17 protein-coding genes and 1 riboswitch are annotated in these 19,960 nt (G+C 72.2%); of the genes, 7 read left to right on the forward strand and 10 right to left on the reverse strand.

What is annotated here, in order from left to right; all coding sequences use genetic code 11:
• Window positions 1–2: 2 nt before the first annotated feature.
• Window positions 3–962, forward strand: coding sequence for an N-acetylmuramic acid 6-phosphate etherase (gene murQ / locus A6A06_RS05545; protein WP_073759300.1), 960 nt, complete (start codon window positions 3–5; stop codon window positions 960–962).
• Between the two features lie 71 nt (window positions 963–1,033).
• Window positions 1,034–2,638 carry a PTS transporter subunit EIIC gene (locus A6A06_RS05550; RefSeq protein WP_073759302.1) on the forward strand — a complete coding sequence of 535 codons (1,605 nt, stop codon included), beginning with the start codon at window positions 1,034–1,036 and terminating at the stop codon, window positions 2,636–2,638.
• A gap of 22 nt (window positions 2,639–2,660) precedes the next feature.
• Here A6A06_RS05550 and A6A06_RS05555 read toward each other — a convergent pair whose 3' ends face one another.
• Window positions 2,661–3,584 carry an alpha/beta fold hydrolase gene (locus A6A06_RS05555; RefSeq protein WP_073759305.1) on the reverse strand — a complete coding sequence of 308 codons (924 nt, stop codon included), beginning with the start codon at window positions 3,582–3,584 and terminating at the stop codon, window positions 2,661–2,663.
• A 127-nt stretch (window positions 3,585–3,711) separates the two neighbouring features.
• Here A6A06_RS05555 and A6A06_RS05560 point away from each other — a divergent pair, with 127 nt between their 5' ends.
• Window positions 3,712–4,437 (forward strand): CGNR zinc finger domain-containing protein, encoded by a 726-nt coding sequence (locus A6A06_RS05560; protein ID WP_073759307.1) that lies wholly within the window; start codon window positions 3,712–3,714, stop codon window positions 4,435–4,437.
• A 14-nt stretch (window positions 4,438–4,451) separates the two neighbouring features.
• Here A6A06_RS05560 and A6A06_RS05565 read toward each other — a convergent pair whose 3' ends face one another.
• The 6 genes from A6A06_RS05565 to thrC form a co-directional block, all read right to left on the reverse strand.
• The gene (locus A6A06_RS05565) at window positions 4,452–5,963 is read right to left on the reverse strand and encodes an alanine/glycine:cation symporter family protein (RefSeq protein WP_073759310.1); all 1,512 of its coding nucleotides are present in this window, start codon (window positions 5,961–5,963) and stop codon (window positions 4,452–4,454) included.
• 240 nt (window positions 5,964–6,203) lie between these two features.
• Window positions 6,204–7,055: an SDR family NAD(P)-dependent oxidoreductase gene (locus tag A6A06_RS05570; RefSeq protein WP_073759312.1), complete on the reverse strand. Its 852-nt coding sequence runs from the start codon at window positions 7,053–7,055 to the stop codon at window positions 6,204–6,206.
• A 284-nt stretch (window positions 7,056–7,339) separates the two neighbouring features.
• Complete coding sequence (groL, locus tag A6A06_RS05575) at window positions 7,340–8,965, reverse strand: chaperonin GroEL (protein WP_073759314.1); 1,626 nt, start codon at window positions 8,963–8,965, stop codon at window positions 7,340–7,342.
• A 397-nt stretch (window positions 8,966–9,362) separates the two neighbouring features.
• A complete protein-coding gene (locus A6A06_RS05580) occupies window positions 9,363–9,566 on the reverse strand; it encodes a cold-shock protein (RefSeq protein ID WP_003986833.1) in 204 nt (67 codons plus the stop codon).
• A 439-nt stretch (window positions 9,567–10,005) separates the two neighbouring features.
• Entirely contained in the window at window positions 10,006–10,284 is a 279-nt protein-coding gene (locus A6A06_RS05585; RefSeq protein ID WP_073759316.1) for a MoaD/ThiS family protein, read from the reverse strand.
• 140 nt (window positions 10,285–10,424) lie between these two features.
• The gene (gene thrC / locus A6A06_RS05590) at window positions 10,425–11,714 is read right to left on the reverse strand and encodes a threonine synthase (protein ID WP_073759318.1); all 1,290 of its coding nucleotides are present in this window, start codon (window positions 11,712–11,714) and stop codon (window positions 10,425–10,427) included.
• Window positions 11,715–11,731: 17 nt separating this feature from the next.
• Window positions 11,732–11,889, reverse strand: a riboswitch (SAM riboswitch).
• A 163-nt stretch (window positions 11,890–12,052) separates the two neighbouring features.
• Between thrC and A6A06_RS05595 the strand changes: the two genes are divergently transcribed.
• Window positions 12,053–13,000: a glucosyl-3-phosphoglycerate synthase gene (locus A6A06_RS05595; RefSeq protein WP_073759320.1), complete on the forward strand. Its 948-nt coding sequence runs from the start codon at window positions 12,053–12,055 to the stop codon at window positions 12,998–13,000.
• A gap of 130 nt (window positions 13,001–13,130) precedes the next feature.
• Window positions 13,131–14,591, forward strand: a complete 1,461-nt coding sequence (locus A6A06_RS05600; RefSeq protein WP_073759322.1) for an alpha,alpha-trehalose-phosphate synthase (UDP-forming) — start codon at window positions 13,131–13,133, stop codon at window positions 14,589–14,591.
• Window positions 14,592–14,609: 18 nt separating this feature from the next.
• Here the strand turns inward: A6A06_RS05600 and otsB are convergent, their stop codons facing one another.
• The 3 genes from otsB to A6A06_RS05615 form a co-directional block, all read right to left on the reverse strand.
• Window positions 14,610–15,464, reverse strand: coding sequence for a trehalose-phosphatase (otsB, locus tag A6A06_RS05605; RefSeq protein ID WP_073759324.1), 855 nt, complete (start codon window positions 15,462–15,464; stop codon window positions 14,610–14,612).
• A 144-nt stretch (window positions 15,465–15,608) separates the two neighbouring features.
• Entirely contained in the window at window positions 15,609–15,878 is a 270-nt protein-coding gene (locus A6A06_RS05610) for a DUF3263 domain-containing protein (RefSeq protein ID WP_073759326.1), read from the reverse strand.
• Between the two features lie 121 nt (window positions 15,879–15,999).
• The gene (locus tag A6A06_RS05615; RefSeq protein WP_079193839.1) at window positions 16,000–17,271 is read right to left on the reverse strand and encodes an extracellular solute-binding protein; all 1,272 of its coding nucleotides are present in this window, start codon (window positions 17,269–17,271) and stop codon (window positions 16,000–16,002) included.
• 260 nt (window positions 17,272–17,531) lie between these two features.
• On the opposite strand from A6A06_RS05615, the gene A6A06_RS05620 reads away from it, so the two are divergent.
• Window positions 17,532–18,464 carry an ROK family protein gene (locus A6A06_RS05620; RefSeq protein ID WP_073759328.1) on the forward strand — a complete coding sequence of 311 codons (933 nt, stop codon included), beginning with the start codon at window positions 17,532–17,534 and terminating at the stop codon, window positions 18,462–18,464.
• Entirely contained in the window at window positions 18,464–19,675 is a 1,212-nt protein-coding gene (gene nagA / locus A6A06_RS05625; RefSeq protein ID WP_073759330.1) for an N-acetylglucosamine-6-phosphate deacetylase, read from the forward strand. Before A6A06_RS05620 ends, nagA begins: the two co-directional genes overlap by 1 nt.
• Window positions 19,676–19,960: the final 285 nt, after the last annotated feature.

Genomic DNA, 19,960 nt, shown 5'->3' on the forward strand with positions numbered 1-19,960 from the left:
CCATGACCTCCCCCGCCGAGTACGCACAGCTGCGCGCCCAGCTGGACACGCTCACCACCGAAGCCTTCCGGCCCGAACTCGCCGAGATCGACCGGCTGTCCACCCTGGAGATCGCCCGCACGATGAACGGCGAGGACACCACCGTCCCCGCCGCCGTCGCCGACCGGCTCCCCGAGATCGCCGCCGCCATCGACGCCACCGCCGAGCGGATGGCCCGCGGCGGCCGCCTGGTCTACGCGGGCGCCGGTACGGCCGGCCGCCTCGGCGTGCTGGACGCGAGCGAGTGCCCGCCCACGTTCAACACCGACCCGTGCGAGGTGGTGGGCCTGATCGCGGGCGGCCCCACCGCCATGGTCGCCGCCGTCGAGGGCGCCGAGGACAGCAAGGAGCTGGCCGCCGCCGATCTGGACGCGCTGGGCCTGACCGCCGACGACACGGTGGTCGGCATCTCCGCCTCCGGCCGCACCCCGTACGCGATCGGCGCCGTCGAGCACGCCCGCGCGGCCTGCGGCGCGCTGACCGTCGGCCTGTCGTGCAACGCGGGCTCCGCGCTGGCCGCCGCCGCCGACCACGGCATCGAGGTCGTCGTCGGGCCCGAACTCCTCACCGGATCCACGCGGTTGAAGGCCGGTACGGCGCAGAAGCTGGTCCTCAACATGCTGTCGACCATCACCATGATCCGGCTGGGCAAGACCTACGGGAACCTGATGGTGGACGTCCGCGCCTCCAACGAGAAGCTCCGGGCCCGCTCGCGCCGCATCGTGGCGCTGGCCACCGGCGCCGGGGACACGGAGATCGAGGCCGCGCTCGCCGCCACGGACGGCGAGGTCAAGAACGCCATCCTCGTCGTCCTGGCCGGGGTCGACGGGCCGGCGGCGGCCCGGCTGCTGGCGGGCTCCCGCGGCCATCTGCGGGCCGCGCTGCACACCGCCCTGCACACCCCGCCCCCGCAGGACGGCTGACGCACCCGGGCCGCAGGCCGCACCGCCCCCGCCCTCCCGCCCGTCCCGGCACGCACAGCAAGGCACCCCACATGTCCGATGAGAAGAACCGCGCCACCGCCGCCGCGATCCTCCCCCTGGTCGGCGGCGCCGCCAACGTCACGTCCGTCGCCCACTGCATGACCCGGCTGCGCCTGGGCATCGAGGACCGCTCGCTGGTCCGGGACGACGCCCTGAAGGCGCTGCCCGCCGTCCTGGGCGTGGTGGAGGACGACACGTACCAGATCGTGCTCGGTCCCGGCACGGTCGCCCGCGTCACCCCGGAGTTCACCGCTCTGGTCGAAGCCGGACGCGACGCGGCCCCTGCCCCGCAACCGGCTGCCGCACCGGCCCCGGACCCGGCCGCACCGGACCCGACCGCGCCGACCACGGACCCGGCCCCGTCGCCCCCGGCCGGATCCACACCCCCCACCGCCGAAGCCCTCGCCACCCAGGGCGCCGCCCTGAAGGCCCGTCAGAAGGCCAGGAACGCCACCCCGGTCAAGCTCTTCCTCCGCCGGATCGCCAACATCTTCGTCCCGCTGATCCCCGCCCTCATCGGCTGCGGCATCATCGCCGGTCTGAACGGCCTGCTGACCAACTTCGGGGTGCTGCCCGCCCTCGTCCCGGCCCTGGCCGCCATCGCCTCCGGCTTCATGTCCCTGATCGCGGTCTTCGTCGGCCACAACACCGCGAAGGAGTTCGGCGGCACGCCCGTCCTGGGCGGCGCGGTCGCCGCGATCATCGTGTACGCGGGCGTCGCCCAGGTGAGCGCCTTCGGGCAGCAGCTCTCGCCGGGCCAGGGCGGCGTCCTGGGGGCGCTGGGCGCGGCGCTGCTGGCCGTACGGATCGAGAAGTGGTGCCGCCGGTACGTCCCCGAGGCGCTCGACGTGCTGCTCACGCCCACCGTGACCGTGCTGGTCTCCGGCCTGGTCACGCTCTTCGGCCTGATGTTCGTCGCCGGTGAGGTCGCCACCGCCATCGGCACGTGCGCGAACTGGCTGCTGGCGCACGGCGGTGCCGCGGCCGGGTTCCTGCTCGGCGGGCTCTTCCTCCCGCTCGTCATGCTGGGGCTGCACCAGGCCCTGATCCCCATCCACACCACCCTGATCGAGCAGCAGGGCTACACGGTCCTGCTGCCCATCCTCGCGATGGCTGGCGCCGGCCAGGTGGGCGCCGCCCTCGCGGTCTACGTCCGCCTGCCGCGCAACCGCTCGGTCCGTACGACGATCAAGTCCGCGCTGCCCGCCGGTTTCCTCGGCGTCGGCGAGCCGCTCATCTACGGCGTCTCGCTGCCGCTGGGCCGCCCGTTCGTCACCGCCTGCGTCGGTGGCGCGTTCGGCGGCGGCTTCGTGGGCCTGTTCAGCCAGCTCGGCACGGCGGTCGGCTCCACCGCCATCGGCCCGTCCGGCTGGGCCCTGTTCCCCCTGCTCAAGGGCGACCGGCCGCTCGGCGCCACCCTCGCCGTCTACGCCTTCGGGCTGCTCATCGGCTACGCGGCCGGCTTCCTGGCGACGTACTTCTTCGGCTTCGGCAAGCAGGCCCTGGCAGACCTGAACTCCGCCACGCCCCGGCCCGCCGCCGCACCGGCCGCGTCCCGGCCGGAGGGCGGCCTACCGGGCTCCGGTCACGGCAGTCATCAGCCGACGGCCGTCTGACCGGGCCCGCCCCGCGCGCCGCTCAGCCGCGGAGGAACGGCAGGAGGTGGTCGAGGAGCGCCTCGGGCCGCTCCTCGGGGACGTAGTGCCCGCAGTCGGGCAGGACGACGCTGTCGAGCCGCTCCGTCACGGGTCCGAGGTAGGCGCCGAGGCGCTCGCCCTGCCCCTGGGCGCCGGCGACGCCGAGCACCGGCATGGTGAGCGGCTGCCGCTTGCGCCGTTCGTTCTGGGCCATGTTCTCGTCGATGGCCCGGTAGTACTCGAAGCTGGCGCGCAGGGCCTCGGGGTCGCGGGCGAGGCTCTCGACGTAGAAGCCGATCGCGGATTCGGGCAGCGGGCGCGCGGCCTTGTTGCGGAACTGGTCGCCGTAATAGATGTGCTCCCGGCCGCGGACGAGCTGTTCGTTGACCGACCGCTTGCGGTTGAAGGCGAAGTGCCACAACAGGTCGTTCTGCGCCTCGGAGCCGAAGAGGGGGGTGGCGGGCGCGAGGCCGGGGATGGTGGCGTCGATCAGGGCGAGGCGCTCGACCGCTTCGGGGTGGTCGGCGGCGAGGGCGTAGCCGATCCACATGCCGATGTCGTGCCCGGCCATCGCGAAGCGGTCGTGGCCGAGCGTCCGCATGAGGGCGGTGAGTTCGGCCGCCACGGTGCCGGTGTCGTATCCCGTGTGCGGCTTGCCGGACGGCCCGACGCCGCGCGGGTCGACCGCGACGACCCGGAAACGTTCCGCCAGGAACGGCATGACGAAGCGCCACACGTACCAGTTCTGCGGCCAGCCGCCGACGAGCAGGAGGGGCCGTCCGGCGCCGCCCTGCACGGTGTGCAGGTCCACCTCGCCGACGCGGACGAGGCTGCTGTCGAAGACGTCCGTGAAGCCGTCGGGGAGCCAGGGCACGCCGCTCACGGTGCCGAATCCGGTGAGCGGCCGGGTGATCGTCGAGGTCATGTCGTCTCCTTGGCCATCGCGGCTTCGCGAACCGTTCAAAGCGGTTCGCTAGAACCGATTAAGGCGGTTCGCCCGGACGATGTCAACCGCTGGCCCGATGACTGCGGAGCAGCTAGGCTGAACCACCATGACCGGTTCACCCGCCGACCCGAGCACGTCCTCCCCGGCCTGTCCGGCCGCCGCTCAGCGCGGCGCGGAGGGCTTCCGGCTCGGCAACGAGATCCTCGCGTTCCGCTTCGTCGCCACGCTCGGCGAGCGGCGCGCCGATCCCGTGGAACGGATCGCCACCCCCGAACGGCTGCGGGCCTGGCTCGCCGCCAACGGACTCGGCGGTACGGACACACCGGTCACCGAAGCCCTCCTGCGGGACGCCCGCGAGCTGCGCGAGGCGATCCACCGGGCCGGTACCGCCGTCGCCTGCGGCGGCGTGCCGGAGGCGGCCGACGAGGAACTGCTCAACCGCTGGGGCGCACGGCACCGCGCGCGGCTCTCGCTCTGCGGCGGGCAGGCGCAGTGGCACCTCCCGGACGCCGACCCCGCCCGCGCCGCGCTCGCCGTCGTCGCCCTGGACGCCGTCGCGACCCTCGGCGGCCAGCGGGACGGCGTACTCAAGCGGTGCGAACAGGCCACTTGCGGAGGGCTGTTCGTCGACACCAGCCGCGGCGGACGACGCCGCTGGTGCTCCATGGCGACCTGCGGCAACAAGGTGAAGAAGGCCAATCTCAAGGCGTCGCGGGACTGCGCCGGGGCCGGGGCCGCCCCTGAGGCCGCGTCCAGGCCGGGGGCTGCGTCCAGGTCCGGGGGCGCCTCTGAGGCCGCTTCCGGGGCCGGGCGCCAGGGGCAGCCGGCGTAAGAGACCCGCAGGACTCAGCGCGCGCCCGCCGCCGTCCGCTCCCCCTTGCCCTCGTTCTCCGCGCTCCTCCCGCTCTCTCCGCTCCCCGTGGGAACCGCGGGCTGCGGGTCCGGCCAGCACTCCACGCCCGTCAGGTCCGGCATCCGGGAGCTGGTGAAGACCGGGTCGAGGCCCGACCGGCGCTGCGCCGTGTAGTCGTCGAGGAGACGGAAGGCGATGGCCGAGAGCGGGATGATGGCCAGCAGGTTGACCAGGGCCATGAAGCCCATGAAGACGTCGGCGAGGTTCCAGACGACGCCGACCGAGCCCAGCGCGCCCAGGAAGACGACCGCGAGGACCAGGGCGCGGTAGACCGGCAGGACCCAGGTGCGCCGGGTCATGAAGCCGATGTTGGACTCGCCGTAGTAGTAGTTCCCGATCATGGAGCTGAAGGCGAGCAGGAAGACGACGGCCGTCAGCACGTGACCGGCCCAGCCGCCGAGCGTGTCGGTCAGCGCGGTCTGGGTGAGGTCGGCGCCCTGCCGGCCGCCCAGCTCCGGGGTGGTCGTCAGGATGATGAAGGCCGTCATCGAGCAGATCAGCAGGGTGTCGAAGAAGACGCCGAGGGACTGCACGAGCCCCTGCTTGACCGGGTGGGTGACCTCGGCGGCGGCACCCGCGTTGGGCGCGGAGCCCAGGCCCGCCTCGTTGGAGAACATGCCGCGCCGGATGCCCTGCTGGATCGCCGCGCCGATCCCGCCGGCCGCCAGCTCCTTGAAGCCGAAGGCGCCGCCGACGATGTCGCCGAAGACGCGCGGCAGGTCGTCGAGGTTCAGGAGGACGACGGCGGTGCCCAGCAGCAGGTAGACGACTGCCATGACCGGTACGAGAACGGTCGTCACCGAGGTGATGCGGCGCACCCCGCCGCAGACGGCGATGCCCAGCATCACGGCCAGCAGCAGGCCGACCGCCGGGGCGAACCACGACGGACCGCCGCCGGAGACGGACCCGGAGGCGACCGCCGTGATCGTGTTGGACTGCACGGCGTTGAAGACGAAACCGAAGGTCACGGTGATGGCGACGGCGAACAGGACGCCCGGCCAGCGCTTCCCGAGCCCGCGCTGCATGTAGTACGCGGGGCCGCCCCGGTACGTACCGGAACCGTCGCCGTCACGGACCTTGTAGAGCTGGGCCAGCGCGGACTCGACGAACGCCGAGGCGCCACCGACGAGCGCCATCACCCACATCCAGAACACCGCGCCCGCGCCGCCGAGGGTGATGGCGGTGGCGACGCCCGCGATGTTGCCCGTACCGACCCGCGCGGCCGCCGAGATGGTGAAGGCGCCGAAGGACGAGACCGGCTTGGTGCCGTCCGCCCTGGGCTGCGACTTGTCCTTGAGCACGCGCAGCATCTCCGGGAAGAGCCGCAGCTGTACGGCCCGGGAGCGGACCGTGAAATACAGACCCGCGCAGACCACCAGCGGGATCAGCAGGTAGGTCCAGAGACCGTCGTTGATGCCGACGATCAGGGAATCGAGCGTGCTCATGGGCGTCCTTAACGGGGCGTCCGGGTGCGGGGCGGGCCGTACCGGAAGATCACCATCCGGAAAGGCTCCGCAAAGTATGGACGCCGTTGCCATAACAGGACCAGCGAGCCTTACGTGCCTCATCTCACACAAGGCACCATAAACCGGCATTACGCCCTCATCTACGCATCTTCCTTACCTGCCTGCCCCACCCACCCCGCACGCCTCCCGTAACGACGCCCCGCCCGCTCCGCCCTGCCCTCACACAGCGCAGCCGTGCAGCCCGCCGTCCACGACCAGGTCCTGCCCGGTGATGTACGACGCCTCGCCGGAGGCCAGGAAGGCCACCGCGTCGGCGATCTCCTCGGGGCGCCCGAACCGGCCCGCCGCCGTCTGGGCGCTGAGCTTCTCCACCTCCGCCGCGCCGATGTCCGAGCCCGCGATCATCGGCGTCTCGACATAGCCGGGACTGACCGAATTGACGCGGATACGCCGCTCGGCGAGTGCCGCCGCGAGCGTGCGGGCGAGGTTGTGCGCGGCGGCCTTGGTCGCGGAGTGCACGGTGGCGTCCGCCTGCCCGCGTTGCAGGAGCGACGAGGCGTTGATGACGACCGCGCCGCCGTCCCGCAGCAGCGGCAGCGCCCGCTGGACGGTGAAGAACACGCCCTTGAAGTTCACGCCGACCGCCCGGTCGAAGTCGTCCTCGGTGATCTCCTCGAAGGGCGCGGCGGCGTACCGGCCCGCGTTGGCGAAGATGATGTCGAGGTGCCCGAAGCGGTCGCGTACGGTCCGGACCGCGGCGTCGAGGTCGGCGACCGAGGCCGTGTCGGCCCGTACGCCGAGCACCCGGCCGGCGGCGGCACCGGCCGTCTCCGTTGCGCCCGCAACGGCCGCCTCGCCACCCGCCACCGCCTCCTGCGCCTGCTCCCTCAGCTGCGCCACGGCGGCGTCGAGGCGGCGCTGGTCCCGTCCGCACACCACCACCCGCGCGCCGTCCGCGAGCAGCCGCCGGGCGGCGGCCAGGCCCACTCCGCTGCTGCCGCCGGTGATCAGGGCGACGGTGTCCGCGGTGAACCGGTCCGGTCGGGCGGTCTGCCCGTTTCGAGTCGTCATGGAGTGATCGTGCCCCGCCGGGCCGGGAACCGCGCAAGGACCACCGCACGGAACCGGCACACCTCGGCCGTACGGAACCGGCACACCTCGGCCGTACGGAATCGCCGCGCCGGAAAGCCGCACGGAGAGCCGCATGGGAAGCCCACCGGAAGCCGCACCGGGAGCCCTACGGAAAACCGCACCGGAACCCGCACCGGAACCCGCACGGAAACGCCGCTGGGGCGGCACCCCCCTGGGAGAGGGAGTGCCGCCCCAGCGATCTGAGGACAGATGATCCGGGAGGATCAGAAGTCCATGTCACCGCCCGGCATGCCGCCCGGAGCGCCGCCCGCGGCGGCCTTCTCCGGCTTGTCGGCGATGACGGCCTCGGTGGTCAGGAACAGCGCGGCGATCGACGCGGCGTTCTGCAGCGCGGAGCGCGTGACCTTGGCGGGGTCGATGATGCCCTCGGCGATCATGTCGACGTACTCGCCGGTCGCGGCGTTCAGACCGTGGCCGACGGTCAGGTTGCGCACCTTCTCCACCACGACGCCGCCCTCAAGGCCGCCGTTGACGGAGATCTGCTTCAGCGGGGCCTCCAGGGCCAGCTTCACAGCGGCGGCACCGGTGGCCTCGTCGCCCTCCAGCTCCAGCTTCTCGAAGACCGAGGAGGCCTGCAGCAGGGCGACGCCACCGCCGGCGACGATGCCCTCCTCGACGGCCGCCTTCGCGTTGCGAACGGCGTCCTCGATGCGGTGCTTGCGCTCCTTGAGCTCGACCTCGGTGGCGGCACCGGCCTTGATGACGGCCACGCCGCCGGCCAGCTTCGCCAGACGCTCCTGGAGCTTCTCGCGGTCGTAGTCCGAGTCGCTGTTCTCGATCTCGGCGCGGATCTGGTTGACGCGGCCCTGGACCTGCTCGCTGTCACCGGCACCGTCGACGATGGTGGTCTCGTCCTTGGTGATGACGACCTTGCGGGCGCGGCCCAGCAGGTCGAGACCGGCGTTCTCCAGCTTGAGGCCGATCTCCTCGGAGATGACCGTGCCGCCGGTGAGGATGGCGATGTCGCCGAGCATGGCCTTGCGGCGGTCACCGAAGCCCGGGGCCTTGACGGCGACGGACTTGAAGGTGGCGCGGATCTTGTTGACCAGCAGGGTCGACAGGGCCTCGCCCTCGACGTCCTCGGCGATGATCAGCAGCGGCTTGCCCGACTGCATGACCTTCTCCAGCAGCGGAAGGAGGTCCTTCACGCTGGAGATCTTCGAGTTGACGATGAGGATGTACGGGTCGTCGAGCGACGCCTCCATACGCTCCATGTCGGTGGCGAAGTACGCCGAGATGTAGCCCTTGTCGAAGCGCATACCCTCGGTGAGCTCCAGCTCCAGACCGAAGGTCTGGGACTCCTCGACGGTGATGACGCCTTCCTTGCCGACCTTGTCCATGGCCTCGGCGATCAGCTCGCCGATCTGGGTGTCGGCGGCGGAGATGGAGGCGGTCGAAGCGATCTGCTCCTTGGTCTCCACGTCCTTGGCCTGCTCCAGCAGGGCGGCGGAGACGGCCTCGACGGCACGCTCGATGCCGCGCTTGAGGGCCATCGGGTTGGCGCCGGCGGCCACGTTGCGCAGACCCTCGCGGACCAGGGCCTGGGCCAGGACGGTCGCGGTCGTCGTGCCGTCACCGGCGACGTCGTCCGTCTTCTTCGCGACCTCCTTGACCAGCTCGGCGCCGATCTTCTCGTACGGGTCCTCGAGCTCGATCTCCTTGGCGATGGACACACCATCGTTGGTGATCGTGGGGGCGCCCCACTTCTTCTCGAGGACGACGTTGCGGCCCTTGGGGCCAAGGGTGACCTTGACGGCGTCGGCGAGCTGGTTCATCCCGCGCTCGAGACCGCGCCGTGCCTCCTCGTCGAACGCGATGATCTTGGCCATGTGAAGTGGTCCTCCCGGACTGGGGGTCCCCCCGGACTACGTCTGGGGGAGGGTGGATACTCCGGACCGCGCTGGCGCCCGCGACGGACGGTCTGCGTGCCGGTGGTTCCTTGCCCCACCTGCCCGCGGACCTCACCGAGTCGGTCCTTAGCTGTCACTCTCACTCGTAGAGTGCTAACGCAATGATTAGCACTCGACCCATGAGAGTGCAAGCGCGTTGGCGGGAGCCATCCCCGCGGAGGACGGGTGTCAAACCGGAGACGCCCGGTCGACCTGGCGCCTCCCCCCGGCGACCTGCCGCTCCCCCACGGCACGCCCCTCCACCCCACCCAAACACAGAAGGTCCGCGCCCCCCGCAGGGGACGCGGACCTTCGTACGCAGCAGTCGGTCGGCGCTTCAGCCGGCCACGCGGACCATGTCCGCCTGCGGCCCTTTCTGGCCCTGCGAGATCTCGAACTCGACCCGCTGACCCTCCTCAAGGGTGCGGTAACCGTCCATCTGGATCGCGCTGTAGTGGACGAATACATCCGCACCACCGTCGACCGCGATGAAGCCGTACCCCTTCTCCGCGTTGAACCACTTGACGGTGCCCTGAGCCATGCCTAACTCCCCTATTACTGGCCCTTGCACAGGACCGCACTCCGCGGACCCGGGTCAGACCTCACCCCCCGACAGGAGGGGGTGTGCGCCGGAACGCGTCGACCGCCGCTGAATGTATCTGTCCAACTGCCCAGCGCAACAGGTCAGTCGGACGAGAATTCTGCTCGCGAACAATCGCGCATAAGTGGAGAAAAGGCCTTGTTCCAGGGCAAGTCGGGCCGGGCAAAGCTCACCAACGCGACAAATCATGTCCACACTTCGCGCACAACTTGCCGGGGTCTCATATGCGTTCGGCACGCGCTGGACGGGGAATCACCCCAACTGTATCGCCTTTAACAACATGGAATCGCCCCGTCCGCATCGTGGCGGACGGGGCGATTCCAGCCGTCGGCCCGGGGAAGGGCCGAAAAAGATCCTTACGGCGTTCCGGGCGGCCGGCTCAGCAGCCGCCGGCCACCGCCGGGATGATCGAGACGCCCGCGCCGTCCGGCGTCGGCGTCGCCAGGCCCTGCTCGAAGCGCACGTCGTCGTCGTTGACGTAGACGTTCACGAAGCGGCGCAGCTTGCCGGTGTCGTCCAGGACGCGGGCCGCGATGCCGGCGTGGTTCTTCTCCAGGTTCTCGATGACCTCGGAGAGGGTCGCCCCCTCGGCGGCGACCTCGGCCTGACCGCCGGTGTAGGTGCGCAGGATGGTCGGGATGCGGACGTTGACGCTCATGGTGTTCTGCCTTCCAGCTTGCGGGAGGGGTACGTAGGGGGCGGGCGCGGATGCACCGGCGCCCGCAGGCGCGGACGGAGGCATGCCGACGCGTACGGGTGTGTACGGCGGCGTACGGGGTGAACCGCCGCGCGCGGCGGTCAGCTCGCCAGACCGGCGGCGCGGAACGCCTCCAGGCTCGGCCGGATGGTGGCCGTGGGCCCGGTGGTCGGCGCGACCGCGTCCAGCGTCTTGAGCCCGTCGCCGGTGTTCAGCACGACGGTGGTCAGCGCCGGGTCGAGCAGACCGTCCTCGATCAGCTTCTTCGTCACGCCCACGGTCACACCGCCGGCGGTCTCCGCGAAGATGCCCTCCGTACGGGCCAGCAGCTTGATCGCGTCGACCACCTGCGCGTCGTCGACGTCCTCGACCGCGCCGCCGGTGCGCCGGGCGATGTCGAGCACGTACGGGCCGTCGGCCGGGTTGCCGATGGCCAGCGACTTGGCGATGGTGTCGGGCTTCTGCGGCCGTACGACGTCGTTGCCCGCCTTGAAGGCCGTGGAGACCGGCGAGCAGCCCTCGGCCTGGGCGCCGAAGATCTTGTACGGCCGGTCCTCGACCAGTCCGAGCGCGATCAGCTCCTTCAGACCCTTGTCGATCTTCGTGAGCTGGGAGCCGGAGGCGATCGGGATGACGATCTGGTCCGGCAGCCGCCAGCCGAGCTGCTCGCAGATCTCGTAGGCGAGGGTCTTGGAACCCTCGCCGTAGTACGGGCGCAGGTTGACGTTGACGAAGCCCCAGCCCTCGCCGAGCGGGTCGCCGATCAGCTCCGAGCAGAAGCGGTTGACGTCGTCGTAGTTGCCCTCGATGCCGACCAGCTCGCCGCCGTACACCGCGGCCATGACGACCTTGCCCGCCTCCAGGTCGTGCGGGATGAACACACAGGAGCGGAAGCCGGCGCGGGCCGCCGCGGCGCCCACCGCGCCGGCGAGGTTGCCGGTGGAGGAGCAGGACAGGGTGGTGAAGCCGAAGGCGCGGGCGGCCTCGACGGCGATGGCGACGACGCGGTCCTTGAAGGAGTGCGTCGGGTTGCCGGAGTCGTCCTTGACGTACAGGCCGCCGGTGACGCCCAGCTCACGGGCCAGGTTGTCGGCCTTGACCAGCTTGGTCAGGCCGGGGTTGAGGTTGGGCTTGTCCGCGACGTCGGCCGGGACGGGCAGCAGCGGCGCGTAACGCCAGATGCTGTTGGGGCCCGCCTCGATCCGCTTGCGCAGCCCCTCGGGGTCGCCGGTCGGCAGGTCGTACGCCACCTCCAGCGGCCCGAAACAGGACGCGCAGGCGAAGATCGGGCCGAGGTCGAAACGCTCGCCGCACTCGCGGCAGGACAGCGCGACGGCGGGACCCAGGGAGACGCTGGCGGACGTGGTGCTTTCAGCGGATTGCACAGCCATGGAGGCGAGGCCCTTTCTCCTCATCTTCCTCGCGACGCATCTCGCCACGAGACGGAATTGGCACCTTCCCGAGCCGGGAGCCTCGCGGGCCGCACGCGATGTGCGGCGACGGAGACCGGCTGGAGGGTTGCCGGGGCTTCAACGGGCCGTATCCCTCTGCCCCTCTGGATGAGCGGTATGGCGCTGGGCCGGGACCCAGGCGTTTGTCGCGCCGACCCCGGCATGTCCGGGACGATCGCGTTGTTCAAGACTGTAGCCGAAGGGGTGGGCGGTCGAGACAGCCGTCCGCACCGCGAGATGGATCACATCGCTGGTCCGGGAACGAAGGAGAAGCGCACGTGCTGGAAGAGGTGGAGCGCTGGCTGGCCAGCCGGTCCTGGTCGGCCGCGGACCGCCCGCTCGACCGGCTGCTGGCCGCGAAGCGCGAGACGGGGCAGACGGTCTCCGTCGTGCTGCCGGCGCTCGACGAGGAGGCGACGGTCGGCGCGATCGTCGAGGCGATCCGTGCCGGGCTGATGACACCGTCGGTGCCGCTCGTCGACGAGCTGGTGGTGCTGGACTCCGGGTCCACGGACGGCACGGCCAAGGTCGCCGCCGAGGCGGGCGCGCGGGTGGTCCACCGGGACGAGGTGCTGCCGCGGCTGCCCGCGCTGCCCGGCAAGGGCGAGGTGCTGTGGCGCTCCCTGCTGGCCACCGGCGGCGACATCGTCTGCTTCGTCGACGCGGACCTGCGCGAGTTCTCCGCCGGTTTCGTCTCCGGGATCGTCGGTCCGCTGCTGACCGACCCGGACGTGCAGTTCGTCAAGGGCATGTACGACCGTCCGCTGGGCGAGGCGGCCGGCCAGGGCGGCCGGGTCACCGAGCTGGTCGCCCGTCCGCTGCTGAACCTGCACTGGCCGCAGCTCGCCGGGTTCGTGCAGCCGCTGGGCGGTGAGTACGCGGCCCGCCGGTCGCTGCTGGAGCGGCTGCCGTTCCCGGTGGGGTACGGCGTGGAGCTGGGCCTGCTGGTCGACGCGCTGCACACGGCCGGTCTGGACGCGCTGGCCCAGGTCGACGTCGGGGTGCGCAAGCACCGCCACCAGGGTGGCCAGGCGCTCGGCAGGATGGCGGCGGCGATCTACCGCACCGCGCAGCTGCGGCTGGCCCGCGGTCATCTGGTGCGCCCGCGGCTGACCCAGTTCGAGCGCGGCGAGGCGGGTTTCGTGGCCCGCACCACGGACGTGGACACCGAGGAGCGGCCGCCGATGACGGAGATACCGGAGTACGCGGAGCGCCGCGCGGCCTGAGGCGGTCGCTGCGGGGCCGCGCGGCCTGAGGCGCCCGCCCCAGGGCCCGGCGCGGGGCGCCGCGGCAACCGTGACGTTCCGGCTACGCTCCGCACGTTTGAGCGGGTGGGTGGCGGGCTAGTCTCGCAACATGGTCTCCGAGCGTTCTGGTGCCCAGGTTCTCGTCGCGTCCAACCGCGGCCCGGTCTCGTACGCGGTGAGGGAGGACGGCGAGCTGACCGCCAGACGCGGCGGTGGCGGGCTGGTGTCCGGACTCTCCGCCATCGGCCCCGACGCCGGGGCGGTGTGGGTGTGCGCCGCCCTCGCGGACGGCGACCGCGAGGCCGCCCGGCGCAGCGGCGGCCACCTGGACCCCGCCGACACGGGCGGCCAGCATGTACGCATGCTGGACATCCCCGCCGATGTCTTCACCGACGCCTACAACGGCATCGCGAACTCGGTGCTCTGGTTCGTCCACCACCTGCTCTACCAGACTCCGCTGGAGCCCTCCTTCGACGACGGGTTCCGCGCGCAGTGGGCGTCGTACGAGGCGTACAACGCGGCCTTCGCGGACGCGCTCGCCGACGAGGCCGCGCCGGGTGCCGTCGTCCTCGTGCAGGACTACCACCTCACGCTGGTGCCGGGCCTGCTCCGCGCCCGCCGCCCCGACCTGCGCATCGGCCACTTCTCGCACACGCCGTGGGCGCCCGCCGACTACTTCCGGATGCTGCCGGACGACGTCGCCGAGGCGGTGCTGCGCGGCATGCTGGGCGGCGACCGTGCCGCTTTCCTGACGCGGCGCTGGGCGGAGGCGTTCGCGGAGTGCTGTACGGCGGTGCTGGGTGCCGAGGTGCGGCACGGCGCGGACGGCGGGCTGAGCGTCGTCCACGAGGGCCGTACGACGCGGCTCGGCGTGCACGGTCTGGGCGCGGACGCGGAGTTCCTGCGGGAGCGGGCGCACCGCCCGGACGTGGACGAGCGGCTGGCGGCGCTGCGCGAGCAGATCGGCGGCCCGGACCGGAAGACGATCGTGCGCGTGGACCGTACGGAGCTGTCCAAGAACATCGTGCGCGGGCTGCGCGCGTACCGTGCGCTGCTGGCCGGGCACCCCGAGTGGCGCGAGCGCGTCGTGCATGTCGCGTTCGCCTACCCGTCCCGGCAGGACCTGGAGGTCTACCGCGCGTACACGGACGAGGTCGGGCGGCTGGCCGAGGAGATCAACGACGAGTACGGGACCCCGGGCTGGCAGCCGGTCGTACTGCACGTGAAGGACGACTTCGCGCGGTCGCTGGCCGCCTACCGGATCGCCGACGTGGCGCTGGTCAACCCGATCAGGGACGGGATGAACCTGGTCGCCAAGGAGGTCCCGGTGATCTCGGAGGCGGGCTGCGCGCTGGTGCTGTCCCGGGAGGCCGGGGCGTACGCGGAGCTGGGCGAGGACGCGGTCTGCGTCAATCCGTACGACATCTCGGCGACCGCCCGCGCGCTGCACGAGGCGCTGTCCATGGAGGACGGCGAGCGGGCGGAGCGCACGAAGCGGCTGGCCGCCGCGGCCACCGCGCTGCCGCCGGACCGGTGGTTCCTCCAGCAGCTGCGGGCGCTGGAGCGGTAGCGGCGGGGCCCTCGTCCGTCAGGCGGGTGCCCCCAAGCGGTCCGCGAGGGCGTGCAGCAGGGCGACGACACCCGCCGGGCCGTCGACGACCAGGTCCGCCCGGCCCGCCAGCTCGGCGACCTCCGCGCTGCCGCTGCACACCAGGACCCCGGTCAGGCCGTCGGAGCGCAGTTTGTCCACGGCGGAGTAGGCGGCGAGGTCGCCGAGGTCGTCGCCCCCGTACAGGACGGTGGTGGCGCCGGTCTCCCGTACGTATGCGGCGAGCGCGACGCCCTTGTCCATGCCGGGCGGGCGCAGTTCGAGGACGTAGCGGCCGGGCTCGACGATCAGGCCGTGCCGCTCGGCGAGCGCGTACAGGGGCTCGCGCAGCAGCTCGAAGGCGGCCTGCGGGTCCTCGGCGCGGCGGGTGTGGACGGCGATGGCGCGGCCCTTGTCCTCCACCCACGAGTTGTGCCAGGCGCCCAGTTTGTCCAGGACACCAGGGAGTTCGGCCTGTACGGCGGCGACGCCGGGGGGCGGCGCGGGGGCCCGTACCGTGCCGGTGGCCGCGTCCCAGCGCTCGGCGCCGTAGCCGCCGAGCACCACGAGCCGTTCGAGGCCCGGCGCGTCCGTGAAGCCGCCGAGGCGGACCGCGACACCGGCCGGGCGGCCGGTGATGACCACCAGGGAGCGCAGCAGCGGCGCGAGGCGGGCGAGCGCCGCCACGGCGCCGGGGTGGGCGCGGGCCTTGTCGGGGTCGGGCACGATGCCGGCGAGCGTGCCGTCGAAGTCGAGAGCGATCACGGCCCGGCCGGGGCTGTCCAGCAGCGCGGCGAGGCCGTCCCGGCCCGCTGCGGTGACCGGCGTCGGCAAGGAGTTCGGGGGGCTGCCCATGGCGACGACATTACCGGGCGGGCGCGGGCACGTGACGGGTCTACGGGCGCATCGGCGCACCACGGCGGCACCGGGGGCCGTGCACCGGGCCCGGCGGGCCGGGTGGCCGAGGCTCTGCGGTGGCCGTGTGACCGCAGCCGGAGCTCAGCGGCGACCGCGCCGGGCCTCGCGGACGCGGCGCAGCCGGTTGACCGTGACCGGGTCGTGGGCGAGCGCCCGCGGGTCGTCCAGCAGCGCGTTGAGCAGCTGGTAGTAGCGGGTCGGCGAGATGCCGAGCCGCTCGCGGATGACCCGCTCCTTGGCGCCCGGCCGGGGCCAGGAGCGGCGCTCGACGCCGAGCACCGCCTCGTCCTGGGGGGACAGTGCTCCTATGCCACCGCCTCCGGTGCCGCCGCTGGTGCCTTCGCTCGTCATCACCCGTCCACGATAAGGCCGCGGTACGACAATCCCCCGCCGCCGGCCCGGGGCCCGGGGCGCACGGCGCGCCGGGGCCGCCCGGCCGTTCCGCGGCTCCGCGTCCGTGCTCCGCCGCGGGTCACTTGCCGCTGTTGTCCGCCTCGTTCGCCGTGTTCTGGATGTCGCTGAGCACACCGGCCGGGTTGCCGTTGGCGCCCACCGCCGTGCCCATCTTCGCCTTGACGGTCTTGCTGACCAGCGGCCAGGAGGTCTTGTTGGCGGGGTAGAACTCGGCGTTGTCCAGCTGGCGCAGGAAGCTGTGCAGCTTGGCGTACTTGTTGTCGGCGAGCATCGCGTGCGACCCGGAGGTGGTGACGGGCAGCAGCCCGTATTCGCCGGAGAAGTCCATGACGTTCTTCTGGTTGTAGACGAAGTCCAGGAACTTGCCGACCTGGTTGCGGTGGCCGTTCTGCTTGAACGCCGTCATCCAGTCGGCGACGCCCATGGTGGTGCGGGCCTTGCCGCTGGGGCCCGGCAGCTCGACGGTGCCGTAGTCGACGCCCTTGGCCTCGGCCTGCTTCATCAGGGTGGGGTGGCCGTTGAGCATGCCCACGTCACCGGCCGCGAAGGCGTTGAAGGCGTCCTGGCGGTTGAGCTTGGCCGGGTCGATGCCGGTCAGACCCGGGGCGACCAGGTCCTTCTTCAGCCATTCGAAGGTCTTGACGTTCTCGCGCGAGTCGACCGTGTACTTGCCGATGCTGTCGGTGTAGCCGCCGCCGCCGCTGAGCATCCACATCAGCGTCTCGGCCTGCGTCTCCTCCGGGCCCAGCGGCAGCGCGTACGGCATCTTCACGCCCTTGGCCTTGAGCTTGGCCGCGTCGGCCGCGACCTGTGCCCAGGTCTCGGGCGGGTCGGTGATGCCCGCCTCGGCGAAGAGCTTCTTGTTGTAGAAGAGGCGGCGGGTGCTGGCGCCGAAGGGCATCCCGTACTGGATGCGCTGGTACTCCCCGGCCTCCGCGAGGGCGGGCACGAAGTCGGCCTGCACGGGGATGCCGAGCAGCTGGTCGGCGCTGTAGAGCTTGCCTTCGGCCGCGTAGTCCGCGTACGCGCCGATCTGCGCCATGTCCGGTGCCTTACCGGACTTGACCATGTCCTCGACCTTCTTGTCGACGTCCTTCCAGCTGTAGACCGAGACGTCGACCTTGATGCCCGGGTTCTTCTTCTCGAAGTCCTTGGTGAGCTTGTCCCAATAGTGCTGCGAGGAGTTCGCCTCGTTGTCGCCGTAGTCCGCCGCGACGAGCTTGAGGGTGACGTCGCCGCCGTCGCCCGCGCCGCTGCCGCAGGCGGACAAGGAAAGCGTCATGGCCGTGGTGAGTCCCGCTGCCGCCAGGCTCAAGTACCGCCGCTGCACTGCCATTACCGCCTTTTGTCCCGAATGTTCCGTGCTTGCCGGGGAATGCCCCGTGGCTTCAGGGGCCCGCCCTCAACCGGCATGAACGACGAGTCTCCCCCGTTTACCCACACAAGGTCTACACCACCCCTCATTTCGCTTGCGTATCGCCTGTCACACACGCTGGTCACGCCGTCGCGACCACGCCTTTCCGGAGCGGAACCACGCCATCCCCGCGAGTGGACTAGACCTTTCGCGGCTGATCGCGCGAAACTGTTCCCGTGAGACACGTCATCGCCCTTGATGTGGGCGGCACCGGAATGAAGGCCGCCCTGGCAGGCGCGGACGGCACACTGCTCCACGAGGCACGGCGCCCCACCGACCGCGAACGCGGCCCGGAAGCGGTCGTCGACTCGGTCCTGGACTTCGCCGAGGACCTGCGCGAGACCGGACGGCAGCGGTTCGGCACCGCCGCGGCGGCGGTCGGCGTCGTCGTCCCCGGCATCGTCGACGACGCGCGGGGCATCGCCGTCTACTCCGCCAACCTGGGCTGGCGCGACGTCCCCCTGCGCACCCTGCTCTCCGAGCGCCTCGGCGGCGTCCCGGTCGCGCTCGGCCACGACGTACGCACCGGAGGCCTGGCCGAAGGCCGCATCGGCGCGGGCCGGGGCGCCGACCGCTTCCTGTTCGTACCGCTGGGCACCGGCATCGCCGGCGCGATCGGCATCGAGGGCCGTATCGAGGCCGGCGCGCACGGCAGCGCGGGCGAGATCGGCCACATCGTCGTCCGGCCCGGCGGCCCCGCCTGCAGCTGCGGGCAGCGCGGCTGCCTGGAGAAGCTGGCCTCCGCCGCCGCCGTCGGCCGCGCCTGGGCCGAGGCGTGCGGCGACCCCAAGGCCACCGCCGCGGACGCCGCCAAGGCCGTCGAGTCCGGCGACGCCCGCGCGCGTGCCGTGTGGCAGGAAGCGGTGGACGCCCTCGCCGACGGCCTGGTCACCTCGCTCACCCTGCTCGACCCGCACACGCTGATCATCGGCGGCGGACTCGCCGAGGCGGGCGACACGCTGTTCGAGCCGCTGCGCGAGGCGGTCCGCGAACGGGTGACCTTCCAGCGGCTCCCCCTGATCGTTCCGGCTGCGCTCGGGGACGCCGCCGGCTGCCTGGGCGCAGGTCTGCTCGCCTGGGATCTTCTCTCCACGGAGGTAACTGCCTGATGCCGCTGCAACAGTCCGGGGACAGCGCCCCGACCCCCCGGCGCACCGTCCTGACCGGCGCCCGGGTCGCCCTGCCGTCCGGCGTGGCCGACGCGGGCCTGGTCGCCTTCGAGGGCACCCGCATCACCGACGCCGCGCGCGCCGACGGGGCGGCCGCCCCGGCCCCCGGCGACCAGGTGATCGACCTGACCGGCCACCTCGTCGTGCCCGGCTTCGTCGACATCCACGTACACGGCGGTGGCGGCGGCTCCTTCTCGTCCGCCGACACCGAGGAGTGCCTGACGGCGATCCACACCCACCGGCGGCGCGGCACCACCTCCCTGCTCGCCTCGACCGTCACCGGCGACCTCGACGACCTGGCCCGGCAGGCCGCCGTGCTGGCCGAGCTGACCGAGCAGGGCGACCTCGACGGCATCCACTTCGAGGGCCCGTTCATCTCCCCGCACCGCTGCGGCGCCCACCAGCCCGGCCTGCTCCGCGACCCCGACCCGGCGGACGTGCGCAAGCTGGTCGACGCCGCGCGCGGCACCGCCAGGATGATGACCCTGGCGCCCGAACTGCCCGGCGGCCTGGAGTCCGTACGGCTGCTCGCCGACGCCGGCGTGATCGCCGCCATCGGCCACACGGACTCCACGTACGACGCGACCCGCGAGGCCATCGACGCGGGCGCGACCGTCGCCACCCACCTGTTCAACGCGATGCCGCCGCTCGGGCACCGCGCGCCGGGACCGATCGCCGCGCTCCTGGAGGACGAGCGGATCACCGTCGAGCTGATCAACGACGGTACGCACCTGCACCCCGCCGTCCTGGAGCTGGCCTTCCGCGAGGCGGGCGCCGACCGGGTCGCCTTCATCACCGACGCGATGGGCGCGGCCGGCATGGAGGACGGCATGTACCCGCTCGGCCCGATGACGGTCGAGGTCAAGGACGGTGTCGCCCGCATCAGCGAAGGCCCCACCGCCGGGTCCATCGCGGGCTCCACCCTCACCCTCGACCTCGCCTTCAAGCGCGCGCTCACCGTCGACGGCCTGACCGTCGACCAGGCCGTACGGGCCCTGTCCGGGAACCCGGCCCGGCTCATCGGCATCGGCGACCGCACCGGCTCGATCGAAGCGGGCAAGGACGCGGACCTGGTCGTCCTGGACGCTTCGTACGACCTGGTGGGCGTGGTGCGGCGGGGCGCTTGGGTGGTACGGCCTTCGGGGGTGTGAGCCGGGCGGACGGCGTCCGGGCGGCTGGCGTCCGGGCAGACGGCTTGCCGGGCGGACGGCTTGCCGGGCGGACGGCGTGCCGGAGGGGCGCGAGGCGGGGGCGCGGGCGCCGTCCTGTGAGGCGCGGGACGGGACGCGGGCGCCGTCCCTGAGGGGGTGCGCCGGGCGTCGCCGGGACGGGTGAGGCGTACCGCCTCTCAGGTGGCACATGGCCGGTTCGGCACGACCGGAGCGGTACCGACCGTGCGGCGGTTGGCCCAAGGGCTGGGCCAACCGCCGCTCGCG

The organism is Streptomyces sp. CB02923, assembly GCF_001905005.1.
Classification (GTDB): domain Bacteria; phylum Actinomycetota; class Actinomycetes; order Streptomycetales; family Streptomycetaceae; genus Streptomyces.